A 19,992-nucleotide genomic window follows, 5' to 3' on the forward strand; every position below is an offset into this window, starting at 1 on the left:
TATGATGATTAAAACGACTCAAGCAGTGTTGTTGAGCACTGCTAGCTTTATTATTTTACCCAGTTATGCAAATTCTACGAATCAAGAAACAAATTCACCAATTCAATTTGATGGATATGTCACATTAACCTCCAAATACATTTCACGTGGTTTAACAAATGCACCAGAAAATGATGACCTCGCAATTCAAACAGGTCTAAACCTCAGTTATAACAACTTCTATGTCGGGTATTGGGGTTCTACACTAGGCTACTCTTATGCTGAACTTCAAGGTGATAAGCGCCGTAAAACTGATAAATTAGAGCACGACTTTATTGTCGGCTACAGTTTTGATACTGGTAGGACAAATTGGAATATTTGGAATGCCACTTATTTCTATCCGAACGCGTCAAATACAACTTCCAATGAAATGGGGATAACTGCCACACACCAATTCAATGATAAAAACTCTTTATCAACCAGTTTATCTGCATATTCATATGATGTCGTGTATGCAAACCAAGGGGATACTTATCTAAACGTAATATATACCCACCAACTCAATGATAAATTATCTGCTACAGCAAGTGCTGCAGCGAGCTATTTTAATGATAATGGGAAATATGAAGGTCTAGAGCTCGGTGATACAAAACGAGAATTTGCTTATCGCTTCTCATCTATCGGGCTAGATTATGCCTTGACACCAGAACTCGGATTGAGTGGACAATATATTTTTGGTGGTAAGAACCGCTATAACGAAAAACAGAAGAATTTAGGTGTTGTGGCTTTCACCTATAGTTTCTAATTTAAGAAAATCTTCAAATGCTTAGGCTTAAATTTTGAATACCAAAATAGCCTAAGCAAAAGTGTAATTTTTAAATTAGACTCATCAATAAATAAAATATCGGCATATCAAAGATTATTAGTAAAAAAACTTATCAACTTATTATTTATTTAATGAGTGATAGAAGTAAGGATTGACCAAAAATAGTTCATGGATATGACGATGAGAGTAAAATTTTACGCAATTTTTTTTCAAGAATTTATTTAGAAATAGTTCTTGTGAAAAAAGTTCACTAAGATTTTTTGATGTTACATAGATGACTATGCTCAAGTATTAACTGATTTCAGCCAAATTCATAAATCAACTAGATATCCTATAATTTATAATTCATGAAGGACAATGGACTGAAAAAATAGAACTATGAATGTTCATATTATACATGAGGTTAGAATTTGATTCTCTCCAATATTAAAATAGGGCTTTTGATTTCTATCTTAAGAGATAAACAACTAAACGTCTAATCTCATTTATTAAGTTTTAATATTTTGAAGAATTTTGTTCTCATCATTAACGGCGCTATCGGAAAAATAGCAAAGATTTATGAAGAATATTTTTAATTGTTTTTATTTTATTGCTGTCATCAATATTACAAATATACCTTAGACAAATATCTCCCTAAAATCATTGAACTTATTTCGCTTTTTGAGCCAGTATTAAGAATGCTTTTAACCTGAGTGAGCTGGCTTATCTATGAGTAAAATCTCTAATTTAGATATCAAATTGTACTAAAATTAGTACGAGTCACTCAAAGAAAGCAAAAAAATTAAAATTTCAGCATTAAAATTCAGAGCTTTAAATGCTAAAGCTCTGAATTTAATAAGTTAACGTGTAATTTTCCACGTTTGATATGAATTATTGCTTTGACATCCAATCATTTGTAGGCGTGCCATACTATTTGCACCATCAGAGGCATCAAGGCATAGACCTGTTTTTAAGTTGATATATTGGCTTGTATGGGGGCTATACATCCATCGTTGACTACTATCATTATTGCACGGCGCAACTTTAACAAAATTATCTTTATCATCGCCCATCAAACACGCATCCCGATGAGTTAAATATAAGCGATGGGTGTGATCCGTACTCAGACGTTGATTACCGTTGTTGAGATCACATGAATACAATCCCATTTGTTGACCACCATTCAAGCTATCTGCACAAAAACCTCGTGCACCATTTTTCAAAATGAAAGGTTTTTGCTGGGTATAATTGGCATTATTCACAGTAGAAATACAAGTATAATCATCCGTGCAATGCGCTGATGCCACTTGTACACAGTTTCCATAAGTTTTAGTCGTTTGTGATTTAGACTTGATTGAAGAATTTGCTATTGCAGGATAGGTCGCAGAAACAGATGTATGAACATCAGCACAGCTGTTATAGCCATAAATGCCATTGGCTTGTTTGTGTTGTCTGAAATTTTCGGTAAATGTAGTTAGGCTGTCAAAACCACCCCAAGATTGTGGCACATTGATTTTTGCAATTTCAAGTTGTTTACCAGTACTCATGTCTTTAACAAAGGTTGAGACTGTACTGTCATTATTTTTCACTATCTTAAAATTATATTTCGTTCCTTCCTTCCATTCATAAGGTAAGTCACATTGAACGCCATCACCTTCGTGATCGAATTGTCTGCAATACGCAGGGTATCCTGTTTTCCAAGATGTCGCTTTCCAGATTGAGAAATTTAAATATTTCTGATCATTGCTTCGTTGTTGCAATCCAACATAGCCACCATCTCCATGCTTGATAGAAAATTGATTGGCCCAAAATGTATTACCATCATTTCCTGGCTCATTGGTAATGATGATTTGATTTTCAAGTATTGCAAAGCCGTTAGCAGGAATATTGTTCCAATGGTAGTCAGTAGAAACCATTCCGCCTGCAACCACGGCATACGTATTCGAAACTCCAAGTAACAGAGAAGTACTTAAAGTGGTACGAATAATAAGATTGATTAAATTCATTGTTATATGCTCATATGATTATAAAAATTAAGACATAGATTCTTTAGTTTTACTTATGATTCTACAGTGATGAATACAATTTAGAATCACTATAAATAAATTTTATTTAAGTTTAACTAAACATTAAACATTTTGAAATGTTATAACATAACAATTATGATTTAGTTACATCAAAAATCAAGATCATTCATTGATTGCAATAAGCGATCAAATGATGTGGTTGAACATGAAAACGAGTAACTCACCATAAATATTGATTCTTCACAACCGTATAAATTACCTGTCACTGTGCTATCTGGATTTCTTGGTGCAGGAAAAACCACACTTTTAAATCATATTTTAAATAATAGAGAAGGAAAACGTGTCGCAGTAATTGTGAACGATATGTCAGAAGTCAATATTGATGCTGCTTTAGTCAGAGAAGGTGGGTCGGAATTATCACGAACGGAAGAAAAACTCGTTGAAATGAGTAATGGATGTATTTGCTGTACTTTGAGAGAAGATTTATTAGTAGAAGTAAGACGATTAGCGGAAGAGAAAAAATTTGATCAACTCGTCATTGAATCTACCGGAATATCAGAGCCTCTACCTGTAGCCGAAACATTTACGTTTGAAGATGAAGACGGCGTATCTCTAAATGAGTACGCTCGTTTAGATACCATGGTGACCGTAGTCGATGCATTCAATTTTTTACGTGATTATCGTTCATATGATCTTCTTCATGATCGTGGCGAATCACTTGGAGAATTTGACCAACGTACTGTTGTGGATTTACTGATAGATCAAATCGAATTTTGTGATGTTATTATTCTAAACAAAACTGATTTAATCGATGAGCATCAGAAGTCCCAGCTTTATGCGATTCTCAAAAAGCTTAACCCTAGAGCAAAAATTGAGTCATCTACATTTGGTCAGGTTGAACTCGATAAAATACTCAACACACAGCTTTTTAATTTTGATGAAGCCTCACAAGCACCTGGTTGGTTAAAAGAGTTGAGAGGAGAGCATAAGCCTGAAACTGAAGAATATGGAATCGAAAGTTTCGTATATAGAGCAAGAAGACCCTTTCACCCACAACGTTTTTACAATTTTATTCATTCAGAATGGAAAGGTGTTATACGCTCAAAAGGATTTTTTTGGCTTGCTGCGGAACCAACAATGGCTATGGCTTGGTCACAAGCTGGAGGTATGGCTCGGCATGGTCAAGCAGGATATTGGTGGGCTTCGGTACCACAAGAGGAATGGCCACAAGATACGCAATCTATTCAGGAAATTGAATCGAGTTGGCATCCAGAAACGGGTGATGCTAGACAGGAAATTGTTTTAATTGGACAAGAGATGGATAAAGAGCAATTAATCCAAAATTTTGATCAATGTTTACTTACTGATTCGGAGATGAGTTTAGGACCAATCGTTTGGTGTAATTTCTTTAATCCATTTGAAGCTGAAAAAGAATTACTCGCCTAAATTGAGCAAGGAATTCCTTAACAAATTAAGAGTAATCTGAGTTCTCCTGCATTTTCTTTTGGAGCACGGTGAACACAAGGAAGTACTTTCTGATCAGGATGATCTACAGCCAAACGCCAGAGATGACCAATTCCTAAATTTAAAGGTGTTGCACCATTTTTAGGTTGATAGTGAAGATCCATATAGGTCTCTTCAAGAAAATCCTCAAACTCATGGTCTTCGCCATCAAACAATGATTTAATTTTTTGACGGATTTCTGGAATATGAATTTTTTGTTCAACCTCATCATTGGAAATGATATCGCTAGCCGCCCCGTAATAGGTACATAGATATGTATCCGTTGCTAATGGCGATCGATCTACATGAAAAGAATATACATCAGTGCTGATAAAATCCAATTCTTCATCACGCTGATATTCTTTGACTAAGTTTAAAGACGGCGATGCACCCAATTCGGTGAGCAACATTATATCATTAATAATAACGTCTCTCGCTTTGCTTGCAGAGTCTGAAAGTTTGAGTTGCTCTAATTGTGCGATGGAAATTTCAGTAATATCTTCTATGAGTGTAAGTTTTTCAACGATTTCTTTGAAATTGTAATCTAAATGCCTATACCAACATAAAGCATTGACAGGGTCTTCAAAAACTTCATTCGCTAATGCTTGGAAAGTATTCACCAATTTGGCTTGAGGATATGAGTGAATGAGTTCGAGCATATGATCTAAAACTTTTTAAAAACATATTATAGCTTTTAGCTCTAGACTTGATAAGACTGGATTTAGATGATTGATCGTTGTCCTATGTAGTAGGAGAGTGGGGCTTCCACCCATAACTACACGCTGTCAACAAAACGATAGATACTCATTAAGGCTATTCTACGATTGGGTCTAAAAGATTAAACATAGCGTGAGTTTTTTTGTTGGCTACAATTTCTGTTTAGCTTTTTGACGGAGAACATACAAATATAAGCTTTCTACTTTTTCACGTGCCCATGGTGTAGTCCGTAGGAATCGTAAAGATGATTTAACACTTGGGTCGATGCAAAAACAACGAATTTCAATTTTACGACTTAATCCTTCAAAGCCTCCGTAGTAATCCAATAACTCATCTAAAATGTCAGCAAGTTTTTTGCCATGTAAAGGGTCATTGGAAGTGTTCATAGTAGATCAACTGAATTGTGTAAGATGAGCATTATAACCTGAGCTAGTTAAAAATTGAGAGCATTGCTTTCTATGCGCAATTAATCATTCAAAATTACAGATTGTGTTTTAGTTTTTTTAATTTTTCAAATTGAATTCTAATCATTAGTTGTTTTATGTCATGTAACAAGACGATAGGTAGTATTGGTGTGCTGTTTAAGATATCCTATTTAACATAATATACATTATGCGAAATTGTGACGAATCAATCTCTGGTCAATCGACAAATCAATATTTCATGTGTATACATATGCTTAGTCAATTTTAAAGAAAAACGATTATGGATAATCAAAAAAGAATTCATGCTTTCACGGATGATATATTAGGTACAAGTGATGCGATTGAGCTCTCAAACAGAATTCAATCTAAAGACATCTCAATTGATGAAGTTTTAAGAGCTACGATTGAACGCGCAAAATTCGTAAATCCTCTGCTAAATGCAATTGAATTCGAAAACTTCGAACAAATACTTAAATCGCCTACTTTTAAACCAAATCAGATTTTTTCTGCAATCCCTACATTTATTAAGGATAATTTGGATCTAATTGGTTTTCCTACGCAACAAGGATCAACATCGTTCAAATCCAAGGAAAAGATCAAAAACTCTAAAATTACTCAACAAATGTTAGATACAGGCTTAATTGCACTGGGTAAATCCAAAATGCCTGAATTTGGCTTAAATGCTTCAACAGAATTTAAGTCTGGGGATTACACACGCAATCCTTGGCATACTGATTATTCGTGTGGAGCTTCTTCAGGTGGAGCTGCGGCACTCGTTGCATCAGGCGTAGTACCAATTGCACATGCTAATGATGGTGGTGGTTCGATACGAATTCCTGCAGCAAATTGCGGTTTAGTTGGTTTAAAGCCGACACGTGGTCGTTGGTATCCAAATGAAGGTTCGCAGTATTTACCAATTGACCTTGTTTCAGATGGTGTTTTAACACGTTCTGTGCGGGATACCGCCTTTTTCTTTACTGAAATGGAAAAACAATATAAGCCAAAAAAATTACCCGAAATGGGCTTAATCCAGCATCCATCCAACAAACCTTTAAGGATTGGCCTTGTTTATGATTCATTACAAACCAATACTGATGCTGAGACCCGTCAAACTGTTGAGTCTACTGCTCAATTACTCAGGAATTTAGGTCATCATATTGAAGAATTTTCACTTCCTATTCCAGATTCGTTTGTAGATGATTTCAGCCACTATTGGGGTTTTTTATCATATATGATTCAACAGTTTGGAAAACCGCTACTTGGCAAAGATTTTAACGTGAATGAGTTAGATCATCTAACAGTTGGGCTTGCAAACTTGTACAAGAAAAATTTCTATAAAACCCCTTTATTTCTGTACCGTTTAAAGCAAATCCAGCGCATCTATCAACAAATCTTCCAACAATATGATGTCATCCTTTCGCCAGTTTTAGCGCATGTTTCGCCTCAAATTGGATATCTTTCACCTCAACTCGAATTTGATGTTTTATTTGAGCATTTAAGGAATTATGTAGCATTCACACCTATTCAAAATATCGCAGGTGCTCCAGCGATATCATTGCCGATGGGTATGACCAAATTAGATTCAAGACCGATAGGTATTCAGCTTTCTGCTGATTTGGGACAAGAACGTTTACTGATAGATCTCGCTTATCAGCTTGAACAGATACAACCTTTTAAAAAAATATTCGATTAAATTCATACGCTAAGGATCATTAATCAAATTCTTGATGATCCTTATCAACAATACTCAGTGCTTGTTTATCACTTTTTATGCATAATATATATATAAATGTGATTTAGAGATTTGTATGGATTTAACGAAGCATTCTGTGGAACGAATCATCCCAGCTTGGAAATGGTTAAAAAAATACAATACTCAAGATTTTAAATCTGATTTTCTTGCATCTGTGATCGTGCTTGCAATGCTTGTACCACAAGGCATGGCATATGCCATGATTGCAGGCTTACCTCCAATTATGGGGTTATATGCCAGTATTATCCCTATGATTGCTTATGCATTGATTGGAGGGAGTACTACCCTTTCAATTGGTCCAGTTGCATTAATCTCCATGATGACTTTTGCTACATTACAGCCATTATATGAAGTGGGTTCACCAGTCTATATTCAAGCTGCCTATTTGCTAGCAGTAATGGTTGGCATAATTTCATTTTTATTGGGGCTATTTAGATTTGGTTTTTTGATTCGTCTCATTAGCCATCCTGTGATTAAGAGTTTTATCATTGCTTCAGCTGTCTTAATTGCATTAGGTCAAATAAAATTTATTCTTAATATTCCATTGCAATCCAGTAATTTAATCGAATTTTTTACGAGTTTGGCTCAATACATTTCTTTATATGATTTGGCCAGCTTATCTTTGGGTTTAGCTTCAATTTTAGCGCTCATTTATTTACCACAATTACTTAAAATTCCAGCATTTTCAAATCATCAAAAATTAATGCAATTTGTACAAAAAGCATTACCGTTATGCTTAGTGCTATTTTCAATCTTACTGGTTCAATCCTTTGATTTAACTGCCTATGGAATTAAAACAGTAGGTGAAATTCCAAGTGGATTACCCCCTATTCAAATGCCGTACTGGACATGGGACATGGTGAAAATACTGCTTCCTGGTGCAGCAATGATCGCTATGGTGAGTTTCGTTGAATCTATTTCGATCGCGCAAGCTACGGCTTTTCAATCACGTAGCAATTTGAACAGTAATCAAGAGCTTGTTGCGCTCGGTGTTGCAAATTTTGGCGCTGGAATCAGTGGCGCATTTCCTGTCACTGGTAGCTTATCACGTACAGTGGTCAATGCTGATGCTGGTGCTAAAACACCTATGGCTGGGGTTTTATCCTCGCTACTTATTATTGTGGTCAGTCTATATTTTACAAGCCTATTTGAATATTTACCTTTAGGAGTATTGGCTGCAACAATCATTGTGTCGATATGGAAACTTGTTGAAATTAAACCTTTTATAGCGGCTTGGAAATATTCTAAAGCAGATGGTTTAGCAATGGCACTCACATTTTTAGGAGTGCTGTGTGTAGATATTACGACAGGCTTAATGGTGGGTATTATTTCAACATTTGTGTTGCTGTTATGGAGAATTAGCCGTCCACATATTGCAGTGATTGGTCTCATTGAAGGCACGCAGCATTTTAGAAATATTTCAAGGCACCAAGTCATTACCAGTAAAAGGCTCGTTTCGGTGAGAATTGATGAAAATTTGAGTTTTCTCAATGCAAACACCCTGAAGGAATTTATTATTTCAGAAGTTAGCCAACATGATGAGCTTCAACATGTTGTCATTAACTGTTCCAGTATCAGTAATATTGACTACTCAGCTTTAGAGACTCTTGAGGAAATGAATTCTGAGTTATCTAAACTCAATATTCAACTACACTTAAGCGAAGTCAAAGGTCCTGTTATGGATCGCTTAAATTCAACCAACTGGATACAACATCTGACAGGTAAAATATACCTCACTCATTTCCAAGCAGTATATGAATTAGACCCGCATTTCAGCGAAAATAAATCATCTTTTGCATAAGAATTTGATATTCTTAAATAAGAATTATCAAAAAAAATCCAGTGATTTGATTCACTTAATTTTTATTATGAATAAGTTTTATATTTAAAATCATTTTTAAGTATAGAATACCCGACTTATTTATCCGATTTTAAGCCAGACTCGGCATTATTAGGTTCAGTTATGTTCACTGCTCTAGCACGTTTGAGTTTAGTCACCAAAATCCTTATCGCCATTATTCTGGGCGTTTTGGTGGCTATATTTTTCCCTCAAGTTGCACCACAATTAAGCTTGCTGGGTGATTTATTTATTAAAGCCCTTAAATCTGTTGCACCAATCCTAGTTTTTGTTTTGGTCCTTTCTTCGATTGCAAACTTTAAAGTTGGTGATAGCAGCAGTGCGAAAATCAAACCCATTATGATGATGTATGCCGTAGGTATGTTTTTATCTGCGTTAACTGCTGTCATTGTGAGTAATTTATTTCCAAGCACTCTTTTCTTAGATGTCGCTGCGCAAGCTGATTTACAGCCACCTGGCAGCTTGACTGAAATTCTTAAAAATTTATTACTCAGTTTTGTTGCGAATCCTATCGTTGCATTAAGTGAAGCAAACTTTATTGGGATTTTGGGTTGGGCTGTTGCACTTGGTATAGCATTTCGTCATGCCACAGACACCACAAAACAGTGTCTGACGGATGCTGCGAATGCCGTGAATCACGTGATTCGTCTTGTCATCAGTTTTGCACCTTTCGGTATTTTTGGACTTGTTGCGGTTACTTTTGCAGATGCAGGTCTTAAAACCTTAGCAAGTTATGCACAATTATTATCTGTTCTATTAGGGACTATGTTCTTTGTTGCACTTGTAATTAATCCAATTATGGTGGCATTTGTTACGCGTTCAAATCCTTATCCATTGGTTATTCAATGTCTACGTGAAAGTGGGATCACCGCATTTTTCACCCGTAGTTCAGCAGCAAATATTCCGGTGAACTTGGATCTTGCCAAGCGTTTGGGAGTGAATGAATCGACAGCGAGTGTAGCAATCCCGTTGGGAGCTGCAATTAATATGGCGGGCGCATCAGTAACGATTACTGTATTAACATTAGCAGCGGTGAATACACTTGGTATTTCCGTTGACTTTACTACAATGCTTGTTCTTTCTGTTGTGGCTACTGTTTCTGCCTGCGGTGCTTCAGGTGTAGCGGGTGGTTCACTGTTATTGATTCCTGTCGCTTGTGGCTTATTCAATATTTCACCAGATGTGGCTATGCAAGTTGTAGCCATCGGTATGGTGATCAGTGTTCTACAAGATTCAACTGAAACAGCCCTCAACTCATCTACAGATGTATTGTTTACTGCTGCGGTTGATCGCGCTCCTTCAAAATAATATATTCATGGCATAAACTTTTAGAATGAAAGATATGCCATTTCAATTCCTTCCAAACTGGGTACAATTTGGGGCTTTCATGCTTGCGGTAAATGCAGGCATGATCAACGTTTTGGGTCTCATTTCTCTATTACATCAGTCAGTTTCACATATGACAGGCAATGCAAGTCTGCTTGCGATCGGTATTATTGACCATGATTTCAAAGCTGTATTTTTTCTGATTCTTATTATCCTGAGTTATGTTTTAGGCTCTAGTTTTAGCGGTCTGATATTGGGGAATAGTCAATTTAAACTCGGACGCAGATATGGTCTACCATTGAGTTTAGTGACTTTTTTTATTCTGCTCTGTTGGGTATTTATTCCCTATTATCCTCGTTATGCACTGCTATGGGCATGTTGTGCGATGGGTGTACAAAATGCCATGGTAAGTCATTATAAAGGTGCGATTATTCGCACGACTCACCTTTCTGGTGTCTTAACCGATCTTGGTCTAGCATTTGGATATTTTGTAAGAGGTCTTACAACGGAATCCAGAAAAGTTATTTTGCATTTAGTGATTTTATTTGGTTTTATTATTGGCAGTACTGTTGCGGCATTCAGCTATCCTTATTTACAATTAGAAGCGTTTTTAATTCCTGCAGGTTTAAGTTTTTTACTGACCCTGATCTATTGGATTTTATATTTCCGTCATTGTTATTTTCAAAAATCGTAGTTGGTATTACTCATGGTAAAAAATGCCTTGCAAGCACAATTGCTCAAAGCTGGTTTAGTCGATCAAAAAAAGGCTAAAAAACTTTCTAAACAAGCTGTGCATGAGCAACGCACGGGTCAAAGCAATGAAGCTGAGATTAAAGCTAAGATTGAACAAGATTTAAAGCAAAAATTAGAAAAAGATCAGAGTCTTAATCTTGAAATCAAACGCCAGCAAGATGAAAAAGCATTACGTGCAGCAGTAGTGCAAATGATTGGTCAGCATAAAATCAAAGATATTGATGGTGAAATCAGCTACCAGTTCGTTGATGAAAATAAAATTAAGAAAATTTATATTAATCAACAAGTTTACAATGCACTCGTGGCAGGTACATTAGTTATCGCCAAAGATCAAACAGGTTATGCTGTTCTACCAAGAGCGTTATCTGAGCGGATTAATGAAAAAGTCGAAGGATTTATTATTGTGAATAATGCTGAGAAAAATGAGGCTATTACAGATGAGGAAGATCCATATGCAGCTTATGTTATTCCAGATGATTTAATGTGGTGAATTCCTCAAAAGCCTAATTTATTAGGCTTTTTTTACGCTTGATGTGTGATTCAGATTGCGGTGTAGCGGGTATAAATTCATGATTAAGATGCTTTAGGTCATATTGCTGCGTCCAACCATCACGAGAAGACTCTATCAATTTTCTGCGCTCGTCTTTTATTCTCTGATTTGATTTTTTTCAATCGATGTTGTTTTGGAGAGCTTAAAAAAAATAATGGATTGATTTTCTCATATTATTTTTTCATTTTCAAAATGCTGAAAATGAACAAGCTCAATAATGCTTCTTTCAGGACCTTTCGTGTAGGTTAAGAATACAGTGAGATTGAGAATGAAAAAAAATCTGGTTACAAGATAAGCTTTATAATTTAAAAATGTAATGACGATAATCTAGGAAATTTTATAGTGTGACTTAATTCACATTAATTTTATTTAAAATAGAAGTTCATAAAATTTATTTCAAGTAATTAATTTAATCTATTCTGTTTGATAAACGTTAACTCTAATAAATTTAATAACTTAAACCATTAAGCTAATACCAATTCATTTAGAGGTGATCAAGTTGGACAGATTAAATTTTGTAACTCAAATCCAAGAATGGTCAGATCAATTTCCTTGGTTAGAGATGTTGACCTCTCTGAGCATTCTTATTCTCATTGCATTTATCGCAAATTTTATTGCTAAACAAGTGGTCGTCCGTGGTATTCGCAAAATTATTAGCAAACTACGTTTTAGTTATAGTGATGTCTTAGCGGAACATAGCGTTATTCGAAGAATTGCAAACATTGTCCCAGCATTGGTGATTATGAATGGAATTGTGACGGTTCCTCACCTGTCTGAAAAAGTCATTACATTGATTCAGATGTTTGCACAAGCCTTCATTTTCTTAACCATTGCCTTGGCAATTAGTCAGCTTCTCACCATTTTTAATATTATTTATCAACGTAATCCTAAATCTCACAATAAGCCAATTAAGGGTTATTTACAGTTAGTTAAACTCATTATTTTTGTTGTTTGTGCACTGATGGTCATAGGAACATTTCTTAAAAAAGATGTTTTCACGCTATTGGCAGGTTTCGGGGCAATGGCAGCAGTGCTCATGCTGGTTTTCCAAAATACAATTCTATCTCTAGTGGCTTCAGTTCAAATCTCTTCATATGACATGGTTCGGATTGGTGATTGGATTGAAATGCCAACCTTAAATGCGGATGGCGATGTCATTGATATGTCATTACATACGGTGACCGTACAAAACTTTGATAAGACCTATACCACTATTCCGACCAATCGTTTGGTGACAGATACTTTTAAGAACTGGCGAGGTATGCAAGAGCAAGGTGTTCGTCGTATTAAACGTGCACTCTATATCGATCAAAATAGTGTTCACTTCTTATCTGCAATGGAATACAGCAAACTTAAAGAATTTCTGATTTTAGAAAAATATCTGGATGAGAAACAAACTGAGTTAAAAAACTTTAATCAGCAATATGCAAATAATGGGGTCAATAACCAACGTCGTTTAACCAATTTAGGAACATTCCGCGCATATATTGAATACTATTTAAAAAATCATCCAGGTATTGCACAAAATCAGTCCTTAATCGTTCGTCAATTACAACCGACAGGTGAAGGTTTGCCTATAGAAATTTATGCTTTTACAAATACGACAGCTTGGGTGGCTTATGAGGCGATCCAATCCGATATTTTTGATCATCTTTTGGCGATTCTTCCTGAGTTTGGATTAAAAATATTCCAGATTCCTTCTGGGAATGATTTCAAGATTCCTCAAGACACAGTAAACTGAGTTTTGATTAGATGAATTAAGATTAGTCGTATGCTGCAGTGGTTTGAAAGACTCGTTGATCCATATCCATCCAAAGATTTAAATCAGCCCTTGCCGAAGAAATTTTTTCCATTTGTTTGGCAAGCAGCATCAGGAGTTAAGCGCTATCTCTTGGTGTTGGTGTTATTTACTGCAGCAACAGCTTCATTTGAAGCTATTTTCTTCTCTCAAATTGGTCATTTAGTTGATTGGTTGTCCGCATCGACGCCTCAAAATTTTCTCGAAAATAACCAAACAAATCTGATGATTTTGTCTGGTTTTCTACTTGCTAATATTTTCTTTGCAAGTTTGCAATCAATCATAAGGCATCAGATTTTATTCAGTAGCTTTCCAATGCGCTTGCGTTGGCGTTTTCACAACTTATTACTTCTTCAAGGTTTAGACTTTTTTCACAATGATTTTGCAGGTCGATTGTCAGCTAAAGTCATGCAAACTTCACTTGCAGTTCGTGAATTTTGGGTAATTTTGGGGGATATCGTTACTTATGTGGTGATTTATTTTATTACCATCAGTGTGGTTTTAGGAAACGTCTCCCCTCTTCTCCTTATTCCCCTGATGGCATGGTTGATTTTATTCATTGGCGCGGCATCCTTCTTTATCCCGCGACTTGGAAAAATTTCAAAAAAGCAGGCTGATGCACGCGCGGTGATGACTGGTCGTGTGACTGATGCTTATACAAATATACAAACAGTAAAATTGTTTGCACATGCTGGTCGTGAAAGCCAATATGCCAAAGAGTCTATGCAACTTTTTATGAAGACGGTGTATACCCAGATGCGTCTGGGAACTGCTTATGAAATTAGCATTAATCTACTGACCGCAATTTTATTCTTTGGCGTTTTAGGTACAGCAGTTTGGCTTTGGTTTATTGGTGAAGCAAACATCGGTGTGATCGCCGCAACGACAGCCATGATTTTAAAGCTGAATAGTATGGCTTCTTTTATGATGTGGCAAACTTCAGCCTTATTTGAAAATATTGGTACCATCCAAGATGGGATGACCACGCTAGCCAAACCAATAGCAATTCAAGACAAAGAAGCTGCACTGCCACTCGAGGTACGCTCTGGTGCGATTAAATTTGATAATGTGAGCTTTGCATATAATCAAAAAAATGTTATTAATCACTTGAATTTAGAAATTAAACCGGGTGAAAAAATTGGAATTGTCGGTCGGTCTGGTGCTGGAAAATCGACACTGATCCAACTACTACTTCATTTTTATCAAACCCAACAAGGTAAAATTTATATCGATGGCCAAGCGATTGATGAAGTCACCCAAGATAGTTTAAGAAAAAACATTGCTCTCGTGACGCAGGATACTTCTTTGCTGCATCGAAGTGTTGCTGAGAATATTAAATATGGTCGACCTGAAGCGACTGATGAAGAAATGTATGAAGCTGTCCGTAAAGCTCGAGCAGAAGAGTTTATTCCACAGCTTACAGATCTACGTGGTCAGACAGGATATGACGCTTATGTAGGTGAGCGTGGTGTAAAATTATCTGGTGGGCAAAGACAGCGTATAGCAATTGCACGGGTATTCCTAAAAGATGCTCCAATTTTGATTTTAGATGAAGCAACCAGCGCACTCGATTCAGAAGTGGAGGCTGCGATTCAGGCAAGCCTTGATGACCTGATGGAAGGTAAAACGGTAATTGCAATTGCACACCGCCTTTCAACAATCGCTCAAATGGATCGATTAATTGTTTTGGATCAAGGAAATATCGTAGAACAAGGATCTCACGATGAGCTGATTCAACAGAATGGAATTTATGCCCAACTTTGGCAACGCCAAACGGGTGGATTTTTAGTTGAACAAAAAGTGAAAGACAAGGAATTAGACGAAGATGCTTTATCTTGATGATTTAAAAGTGGGTGATCAGTTTAAAAGTCGTGAATATGAGTTAACACTCGAAGAAATTAAAGAATTTGCACAAAAATATGACCCTCAAGTCTTTCATACTGATGAAGAGGCTGCAAAAGATCATCCTATTTTTCAAGGTATCGCAGCCAGTGGTTGGCAAACTTCAGCCATTACCATGCGTCTCTGGACTGAATGTTTTCCAATTGCCAAGGGGCTTATCGGTTCAGAGTCAAGCTTAAGATGGCCAAAACCAGCTCGTGCAGGTGATCGTTTGCATGTGGAAGTTGAAATTGTTGCTATCAATCCTTCTAAAACAAAGCTAGATCGCGGAATTGTGAGCTATGTCACACAAACAAAAAATCAGCATGGTGATGTTTTGTTGATTTCAACCACAAAAATTGTCGTTTTTAAGGCTTAAACATTGGTTTCACACTAGATTTGTCCGACAAAATTGGTATTTTCTATCTGGAATTTATGTCAGTATTATTTTCACCAAAAATTATGAAAAAAATTGTGTAAAGCAATGAATCGCACATGAAAACAGTTTCAGTTCGCCCAGATTTAGGCATTCCAGGTGTTTACGGACTCTTACTTTTAGATGTTGTTTCTCGTTGGGGTTATAGTGCTGAGTCGCTATTCGCTCCCTTTGGATTCACCAACGAGCAACTTGCCGATCCTGAATTTAGAATTCCACTCCATGTAGCGAATGAGATGATTATTCTCGCGCGCAAAATGACAGGTGAAAGTTCTCTTGGTTATCATCTTGGTAACCAAATGCGGATTTCTATCCATGGTTTTATTGGCTATGCCATTATGACCTCGAATGAGATTACTGATGCACTTATTTTAGCCAACCGCTTTATACAACTGCGTATGCCTTTTCTGCAATTTCATTTTTCGACATTTACAGAACAAGTTTCTTTGCAGTTACAATGTGATATTGATCTTGAACCGCTGAGAACTGAAATTGTCATGGCTTTGACTTTTGGTGTCATTACCATGGCAAAAGCACTGACAGGCATAAATGATTTGTATGGCGAAATTAATTTCGACTTTCCTAAACCTGAAGGCTTTGACAAATACATCAGTCGTCTACACCCTAAAACGATTATTCATTTTGACCAGACTCATTTTCTTGCCAGTTTCGATAAAAGTTATTTAGGCTTGAAGATGGTTAACGCAGATCCGATTGCCAGTCAAATTGCAATTAATCAGTGTGAAGCAGAACTATCAGAGCTTGGAGAACGCCGTCGAATTTCAATGCGTGTTCGCGATATTTTGACACATTCTGAACAGCACTATTTAAGTATTGAAAATGTGGCAGATCGCCTGCATATGTCTGATCGTACACTGAAACGTCAGTTGGCTGCAGAAGGAACTTCTTTTTCAACCTTAGTGGATGAAGTTCGATATCGTCATGCAACCTCCCTACTGTCACGTACTGACTATTCACTTGAACAAATCGCAGATGAACTCGGTTATTCAGATGTTGCGAATTTCAGTCGTGCATTTAAACGTTGGAGTGGTCGAAGTCCAAGCAGTTGGCGTAAAGATCCATATTTATAGAACTTTCGTTTTTAAATAAAACACTGTATAACACAAGAAAATTTTTCAAATCGAATTGAGGAGTCGTGATGAATCATCCTTCAGAGCTTAAATATGCTCGCACACACGAATGGGTACGTATTGAAGGTGATCTCGTTGTTACTGGGATCTCAGATCACGCACAAGATGCATTGGGTGATCTTGTCTATGTAGAAGCACCTGAAGTAGGTCGTGAATTGACTGCTGGTGAACAAGCGGGTGTAGTTGAGTCTGTGAAAACAGCTTCTGATATTCATGCTCCTGTAAGTGGTGTAGTTGTAGAAATTAATGAAAATCTAGAAGATGATCCAGATTTTGTAAATGATGATCCCTATGGCAAAGGCTGGATCTACAAAATCAAACCATCTAATTTGGCAGATGTAGAACAACTTCTCTCAAATACAGATTATGAATCAGGTTTGTAATATTTATGACCAGTCTACGGACTGGTTTTTTATTTATACATTTTCGGATGAATGGCTCACTTTTTGCTGTAATTTTCATGTAATTTGATTATAATTAATTCAACTTCTCTCCCTACTTCATTGCTGACCAAAACCAAAAATAATTTTATTTGGCACAGATTGAAGCTTTTAATGGTTCAATATTTCAAGGTTGTCTATGTCTTCTATACATGCTGAGCATCTATGGAATAAATCTTTTATTCTGTGTCTAATTAATAACTTATTTATTTTCATCTTTTATTTTGCTCAGACAACGATATTGCCAATTTATATTCTGAATGATTTAAATGGGAATATTACCCAAGCTGGGCTTGCACTGACTTTATTTCTAGCTTCATCGATCGCAATACGACCGTTTACCGGTCTCATTATCGAGAAGATTGGGCTTAAAAAAGCACTTTATATCTCTGAGTCATTTTTTGTACTGCTCTCTTTCGCTTATATCTTTGCTGATAATCTAACCCTATTACTGGTCATTCGGTTACTACAAGGAATTTGGTTTAGTATTTTGACCACTGCCATGATACCAATCGTCAATGACTTCATTCCAAATCAGCGTAAAGGTGAAGGCATGGGCTATTTTGTCATGTCAGTCAATCTTGCCATTGTACTAGGACCCATGTTGGGCTTGATTCTCATTCAACCATGGGGATATATTCCAGTGGCTACCCTTTTAGCTGCAATTGTTTTTATTGGTTATTTGTTCTGCTTTTTGATTCCGATCCAGACACAATTTCAAACTTTTAAGCGCAAAACAAAAATTAGTCTTCATGATTTTGTTGAGATTAAAGCTTTACCTGTTGCGATGATGGCGATGCTCATCTCATTTTCTTATGCAAGTATCATGTCTTTTATCTCGACATATGCTGAATCAAAAAATTTATTGACCTATGCGAGTTTATTTTTTGCTGTTTTTGCAGTTTCCATGATGCTCCTAAGACCCTTCACAGGAAAGTTATATGACTCCAAGGGTCCTGCCTACGTTGTCTATCCAGCGATTGTGAGCTTTAGCATTGGGCTATTCATTCTAAGCCAAATTCATTCTGCTGCCGGATTATTGATATCTGCTGTCTTTATTGGTATAGGCTTTGGATCTGCTCAGCCATGTCTTCAAACGCAAGCCATTCAAGCTGTAGCACGTGAACGTGTTGGACATGCGAGTTCAACTTTTTACACCTTTTACGACATTGGCATCGCATTAGGTTCTTTTATTTTAGGGATTGTGATCACACACTATCAGTATTCGATTGCATATATATTATGCGCAATATTGACGCTATTAAGCTTGCTGTTTTACCGCTTCGTTGTTCAAACTAAAGTAAAAGCGGTCTAGATAGTTAAAAATTTTTCCAAAAAAAGCCTTCAGATGAAGGCTTTTTTTTATTCAATTAGCTTTCTGCATCTTCATCAAACATACTGAAGGTTTGTGAAGACGTTTCAGCATTCTCTCGGATGCGTGTACTTTTCAGTTTAATTTGTAGACGTAATTCATTTTTAGAGTCAGCATTACGAATGGCTTCATCATAACTGATCGCACTTTCGTTATATAAATCAAACAATGCTTGGTCAAATGTTTGCATCCCCAGTTCTCGAGACTTGGTCATAATTTCTTTCAACTCATGAAAGTTACCTTTCAAAATCAAATCCGAAACTAAAGGTGTATTTAGCATGACTTCTACAGCAGCTCTACGTCCGACACCATCTTCAGTTCGAACTAAACGTTGAGAAATAATGGCTTTCATATTTGATGAAAGATCCATAAGCAACTGATTACGCCGTTCTTCAGGGAAAAAGTTGATAATTCGATCTAAGGTTTGATTGGCATTATTAGAATGCAACGTGCCTAGGCACAAATGACCAGTCTCTGCAAAAGCGATCGCATGCTCCATGGTCTCCGTATCACGGATTTCGCCAATTAAAATTACATCTGGTGCCTGACGAAGTGTGTTTTTAAGCGCATTATGCCATGAGTGACAGTCCACTCCGACTTCTCGGTGAGTGACCATTGATTTTTTATGTTTATGCACGTATTCAACTGGATCTTCTACAGTAATGATGTGCCCTGCTGAGTTCTCATTACGGTAATCAATCATGGCAGCAAGTGAGGTAGATTTACCCGATCCAGTGCCACCAACCACTAGAATTAAACCTCGCTTTTCCATCACCACATCTTTCAATGTTTCTGGTAATTTCAACTTTTCAAAGTTTGGAATTTCAGAGGTAATGGTACGAATGACCATCCCTACATTAAGTTGCTGTTGAAAAACATTCACGCGAAAGCGCGATACATCTGGGACATTAATGGCAAAATTACATTCTAATTCACTCTCGAATTCTGCTCTTTGTTTTTCATTCATTAAGCTATAAGCGAATAGTTTTGTTTTTTCTGCAGTCAAAGCTTGAGAACTTAAAGGCTTCATTGAACCTTGATGTTTCATACTTGGAGGAAAATCAGCTGAAATAAATAAATCTGATCCCTCATGGTCAAAAACGCTTTTAAGCAATCTGAACATGAATTGCCGAGCTTCGCTAAGTAATTCATTACTGAACATTAATTTCCCCAAGTTATAAATATTAAATACTTAAAATACTAATAGAAATATAAGGT

At 36.4% G+C, this 19,992-nt stretch carries 17 protein-coding genes; 13 read left to right on the forward strand and 4 right to left on the reverse strand.

The genetic code is table 11. The features are described from left to right. The first annotated feature begins 4 nt into the window (after nucleotides 1–4). Nucleotides 5–784: a TorF family putative porin gene (locus tag AC1M9D_RS07525; protein ID WP_481611860.1), complete on the forward strand. Its 780-nt coding sequence runs from the start codon at nucleotides 5–7 to the stop codon at nucleotides 782–784. Nucleotides 785–1,644: 860 nt separating this feature from the next. On the opposite strand, the gene AC1M9D_RS07530 is transcribed toward AC1M9D_RS07525, so the two are convergent. Continuing rightward, nucleotides 1,645–2,790: an RICIN domain-containing protein gene (locus AC1M9D_RS07530; RefSeq protein ID WP_481611861.1), complete on the reverse strand. Its 1,146-nt coding sequence runs from the start codon at nucleotides 2,788–2,790 to the stop codon at nucleotides 1,645–1,647. Nucleotides 2,791–3,036: 246 nt separating this feature from the next. On the opposite strand from AC1M9D_RS07530, the gene zigA reads away from it, so the two are divergent. After that, the gene (gene zigA, locus AC1M9D_RS07535) at nucleotides 3,037–4,257 is read left to right on the forward strand and encodes a zinc metallochaperone GTPase ZigA (protein ID WP_481611889.1); all 1,221 of its coding nucleotides are present in this window, start codon (nucleotides 3,037–3,039) and stop codon (nucleotides 4,255–4,257) included. Between the two features lie 17 nt (nucleotides 4,258–4,274). Here the strand turns inward: zigA and AC1M9D_RS07540 are convergent, their stop codons facing one another. Together AC1M9D_RS07540 and AC1M9D_RS07545 are read right to left on the reverse strand one after the other, a co-directional pair. After that, entirely contained in the window at nucleotides 4,275–4,973 is a 699-nt protein-coding gene (locus tag AC1M9D_RS07540) for a DUF1826 domain-containing protein (protein ID WP_481590044.1), read from the reverse strand. A 207-nt stretch (nucleotides 4,974–5,180) separates the two neighbouring features. Beyond that, a complete protein-coding gene (locus tag AC1M9D_RS07545) occupies nucleotides 5,181–5,417 on the reverse strand; it encodes a VF530 family protein (protein WP_035268632.1) in 237 nt (78 codons plus the stop codon). A gap of 319 nt (nucleotides 5,418–5,736) precedes the next feature. On the opposite strand from AC1M9D_RS07545, the gene AC1M9D_RS07550 reads away from it, so the two are divergent. The 11 genes from AC1M9D_RS07550 (at nucleotide 5,737) to AC1M9D_RS07600 (ending at nucleotide 18,717) form a co-directional block, all read left to right on the forward strand. Continuing rightward, nucleotides 5,737–7,149 carry an amidase gene (locus tag AC1M9D_RS07550; protein WP_481611862.1) on the forward strand — a complete coding sequence of 471 codons (1,413 nt, stop codon included), beginning with the start codon at nucleotides 5,737–5,739 and terminating at the stop codon, nucleotides 7,147–7,149. 115 nt (nucleotides 7,150–7,264) lie between these two features. Beyond that, nucleotides 7,265–9,010 carry a SulP family inorganic anion transporter gene (locus AC1M9D_RS07555; protein WP_481611863.1) on the forward strand — a complete coding sequence of 582 codons (1,746 nt, stop codon included), beginning with the start codon at nucleotides 7,265–7,267 and terminating at the stop codon, nucleotides 9,008–9,010. A 162-nt stretch (nucleotides 9,011–9,172) separates the two neighbouring features. Then, nucleotides 9,173–10,375, forward strand: coding sequence for a serine/threonine transporter SstT (sstT, locus tag AC1M9D_RS07560; protein ID WP_481611864.1), 1,203 nt, complete (start codon nucleotides 9,173–9,175; stop codon nucleotides 10,373–10,375). Nucleotides 10,376–10,409: 34 nt separating this feature from the next. After that, a complete protein-coding gene (locus AC1M9D_RS07565; protein WP_180027852.1) occupies nucleotides 10,410–11,087 on the forward strand; it encodes a YoaK family protein in 678 nt (225 codons plus the stop codon). Between the two features lie 12 nt (nucleotides 11,088–11,099). After that, complete coding sequence (locus tag AC1M9D_RS07570) at nucleotides 11,100–11,636, forward strand: DUF2058 domain-containing protein (protein ID WP_481592584.1); 537 nt, start codon at nucleotides 11,100–11,102, stop codon at nucleotides 11,634–11,636. Nucleotides 11,637–12,195: 559 nt separating this feature from the next. Then, nucleotides 12,196–13,437 (forward strand): mechanosensitive ion channel family protein, encoded by a 1,242-nt coding sequence (locus AC1M9D_RS07575; protein WP_228143075.1) that lies wholly within the window; start codon nucleotides 12,196–12,198, stop codon nucleotides 13,435–13,437. A gap of 30 nt (nucleotides 13,438–13,467) precedes the next feature. Next, a complete protein-coding gene (locus tag AC1M9D_RS07580) occupies nucleotides 13,468–15,333 on the forward strand; it encodes an ABC transporter ATP-binding protein (protein WP_481594644.1) in 1,866 nt (621 codons plus the stop codon). Continuing rightward, the gene (locus AC1M9D_RS07585) at nucleotides 15,320–15,754 is read left to right on the forward strand and encodes a MaoC family dehydratase (RefSeq protein ID WP_035267505.1); all 435 of its coding nucleotides are present in this window, start codon (nucleotides 15,320–15,322) and stop codon (nucleotides 15,752–15,754) included. The genes AC1M9D_RS07580 and AC1M9D_RS07585 overlap by 14 nt, the downstream gene beginning before the upstream one ends. A gap of 116 nt (nucleotides 15,755–15,870) precedes the next feature. Beyond that, nucleotides 15,871–16,902: an AraC family transcriptional regulator gene (locus AC1M9D_RS07590; RefSeq protein WP_179997980.1), complete on the forward strand. Its 1,032-nt coding sequence runs from the start codon at nucleotides 15,871–15,873 to the stop codon at nucleotides 16,900–16,902. 68 nt (nucleotides 16,903–16,970) lie between these two features. After that, entirely contained in the window at nucleotides 16,971–17,345 is a 375-nt protein-coding gene (gene gcvH, locus AC1M9D_RS07595; protein WP_035267502.1) for a glycine cleavage system protein GcvH, read from the forward strand. 196 nt (nucleotides 17,346–17,541) lie between these two features. Then, entirely contained in the window at nucleotides 17,542–18,717 is a 1,176-nt protein-coding gene (locus AC1M9D_RS07600; protein ID WP_481594641.1) for an MFS transporter, read from the forward strand. Between the two features lie 55 nt (nucleotides 18,718–18,772). On the opposite strand, the gene AC1M9D_RS07605 is transcribed toward AC1M9D_RS07600, so the two are convergent. After that, nucleotides 18,773–19,936, reverse strand: coding sequence for a PilT/PilU family type 4a pilus ATPase (locus AC1M9D_RS07605; protein ID WP_481592588.1), 1,164 nt, complete (start codon nucleotides 19,934–19,936; stop codon nucleotides 18,773–18,775). Between the last annotated feature and the right edge of the window lie 56 nt (nucleotides 19,937–19,992).

Source organism: Acinetobacter sp. ANC_7682, from assembly GCF_056779795.1.

What these genes read in the sequence shown, in the direction of transcription:
- AC1M9D_RS07525 (WP_481611860.1), top strand. Translation starts at nt 5, where the DNA reads ATGATTAAAACGACTCAAGCAGTGTTGTTGAGCACTGCTAGCTTTATT.
- AC1M9D_RS07530 (WP_481611861.1), bottom strand. Translation starts at nt 2,790, where the DNA reads ATGAATTTAATCAATCTTATTATTCGTACCACTTTAAGTACTTCTCTG.
- AC1M9D_RS07540 (WP_481590044.1), bottom strand. Translation starts at nt 4,973, where the DNA reads ATGCTCGAACTCATTCACTCATATCCTCAAGCCAAATTGGTGAATACT.
- AC1M9D_RS07545 (WP_035268632.1), bottom strand. Translation starts at nt 5,417, where the DNA reads ATGAACACTTCCAATGACCCTTTACATGGCAAAAAACTTGCTGACATT.
- AC1M9D_RS07550 (WP_481611862.1), top strand. Translation starts at nt 5,737, where the DNA reads ATGGATAATCAAAAAAGAATTCATGCTTTCACGGATGATATATTAGGT.
- AC1M9D_RS07555 (WP_481611863.1), top strand. Translation starts at nt 7,265, where the DNA reads ATGGATTTAACGAAGCATTCTGTGGAACGAATCATCCCAGCTTGGAAA.
- sstT (WP_481611864.1), top strand. Translation starts at nt 9,173, where the DNA reads ATGTTCACTGCTCTAGCACGTTTGAGTTTAGTCACCAAAATCCTTATC.
- AC1M9D_RS07565 (WP_180027852.1), top strand. Translation starts at nt 10,410, where the DNA reads ATGCCATTTCAATTCCTTCCAAACTGGGTACAATTTGGGGCTTTCATG.
- AC1M9D_RS07570 (WP_481592584.1), top strand. Translation starts at nt 11,100, where the DNA reads ATGGTAAAAAATGCCTTGCAAGCACAATTGCTCAAAGCTGGTTTAGTC.
- AC1M9D_RS07580 (WP_481594644.1), top strand. Translation starts at nt 13,468, where the DNA reads ATGCTGCAGTGGTTTGAAAGACTCGTTGATCCATATCCATCCAAAGAT.
- AC1M9D_RS07585 (WP_035267505.1), top strand. Translation starts at nt 15,320, where the DNA reads ATGCTTTATCTTGATGATTTAAAAGTGGGTGATCAGTTTAAAAGTCGT.
- AC1M9D_RS07590 (WP_179997980.1), top strand. Translation starts at nt 15,871, where the DNA reads ATGAAAACAGTTTCAGTTCGCCCAGATTTAGGCATTCCAGGTGTTTAC.
- gcvH (WP_035267502.1), top strand. Translation starts at nt 16,971, where the DNA reads ATGAATCATCCTTCAGAGCTTAAATATGCTCGCACACACGAATGGGTA.
- AC1M9D_RS07600 (WP_481594641.1), top strand. Translation starts at nt 17,542, where the DNA reads ATGTCTTCTATACATGCTGAGCATCTATGGAATAAATCTTTTATTCTG.
- AC1M9D_RS07605 (WP_481592588.1), bottom strand. Translation starts at nt 19,936, where the DNA reads ATGTTCAGTAATGAATTACTTAGCGAAGCTCGGCAATTCATGTTCAGA.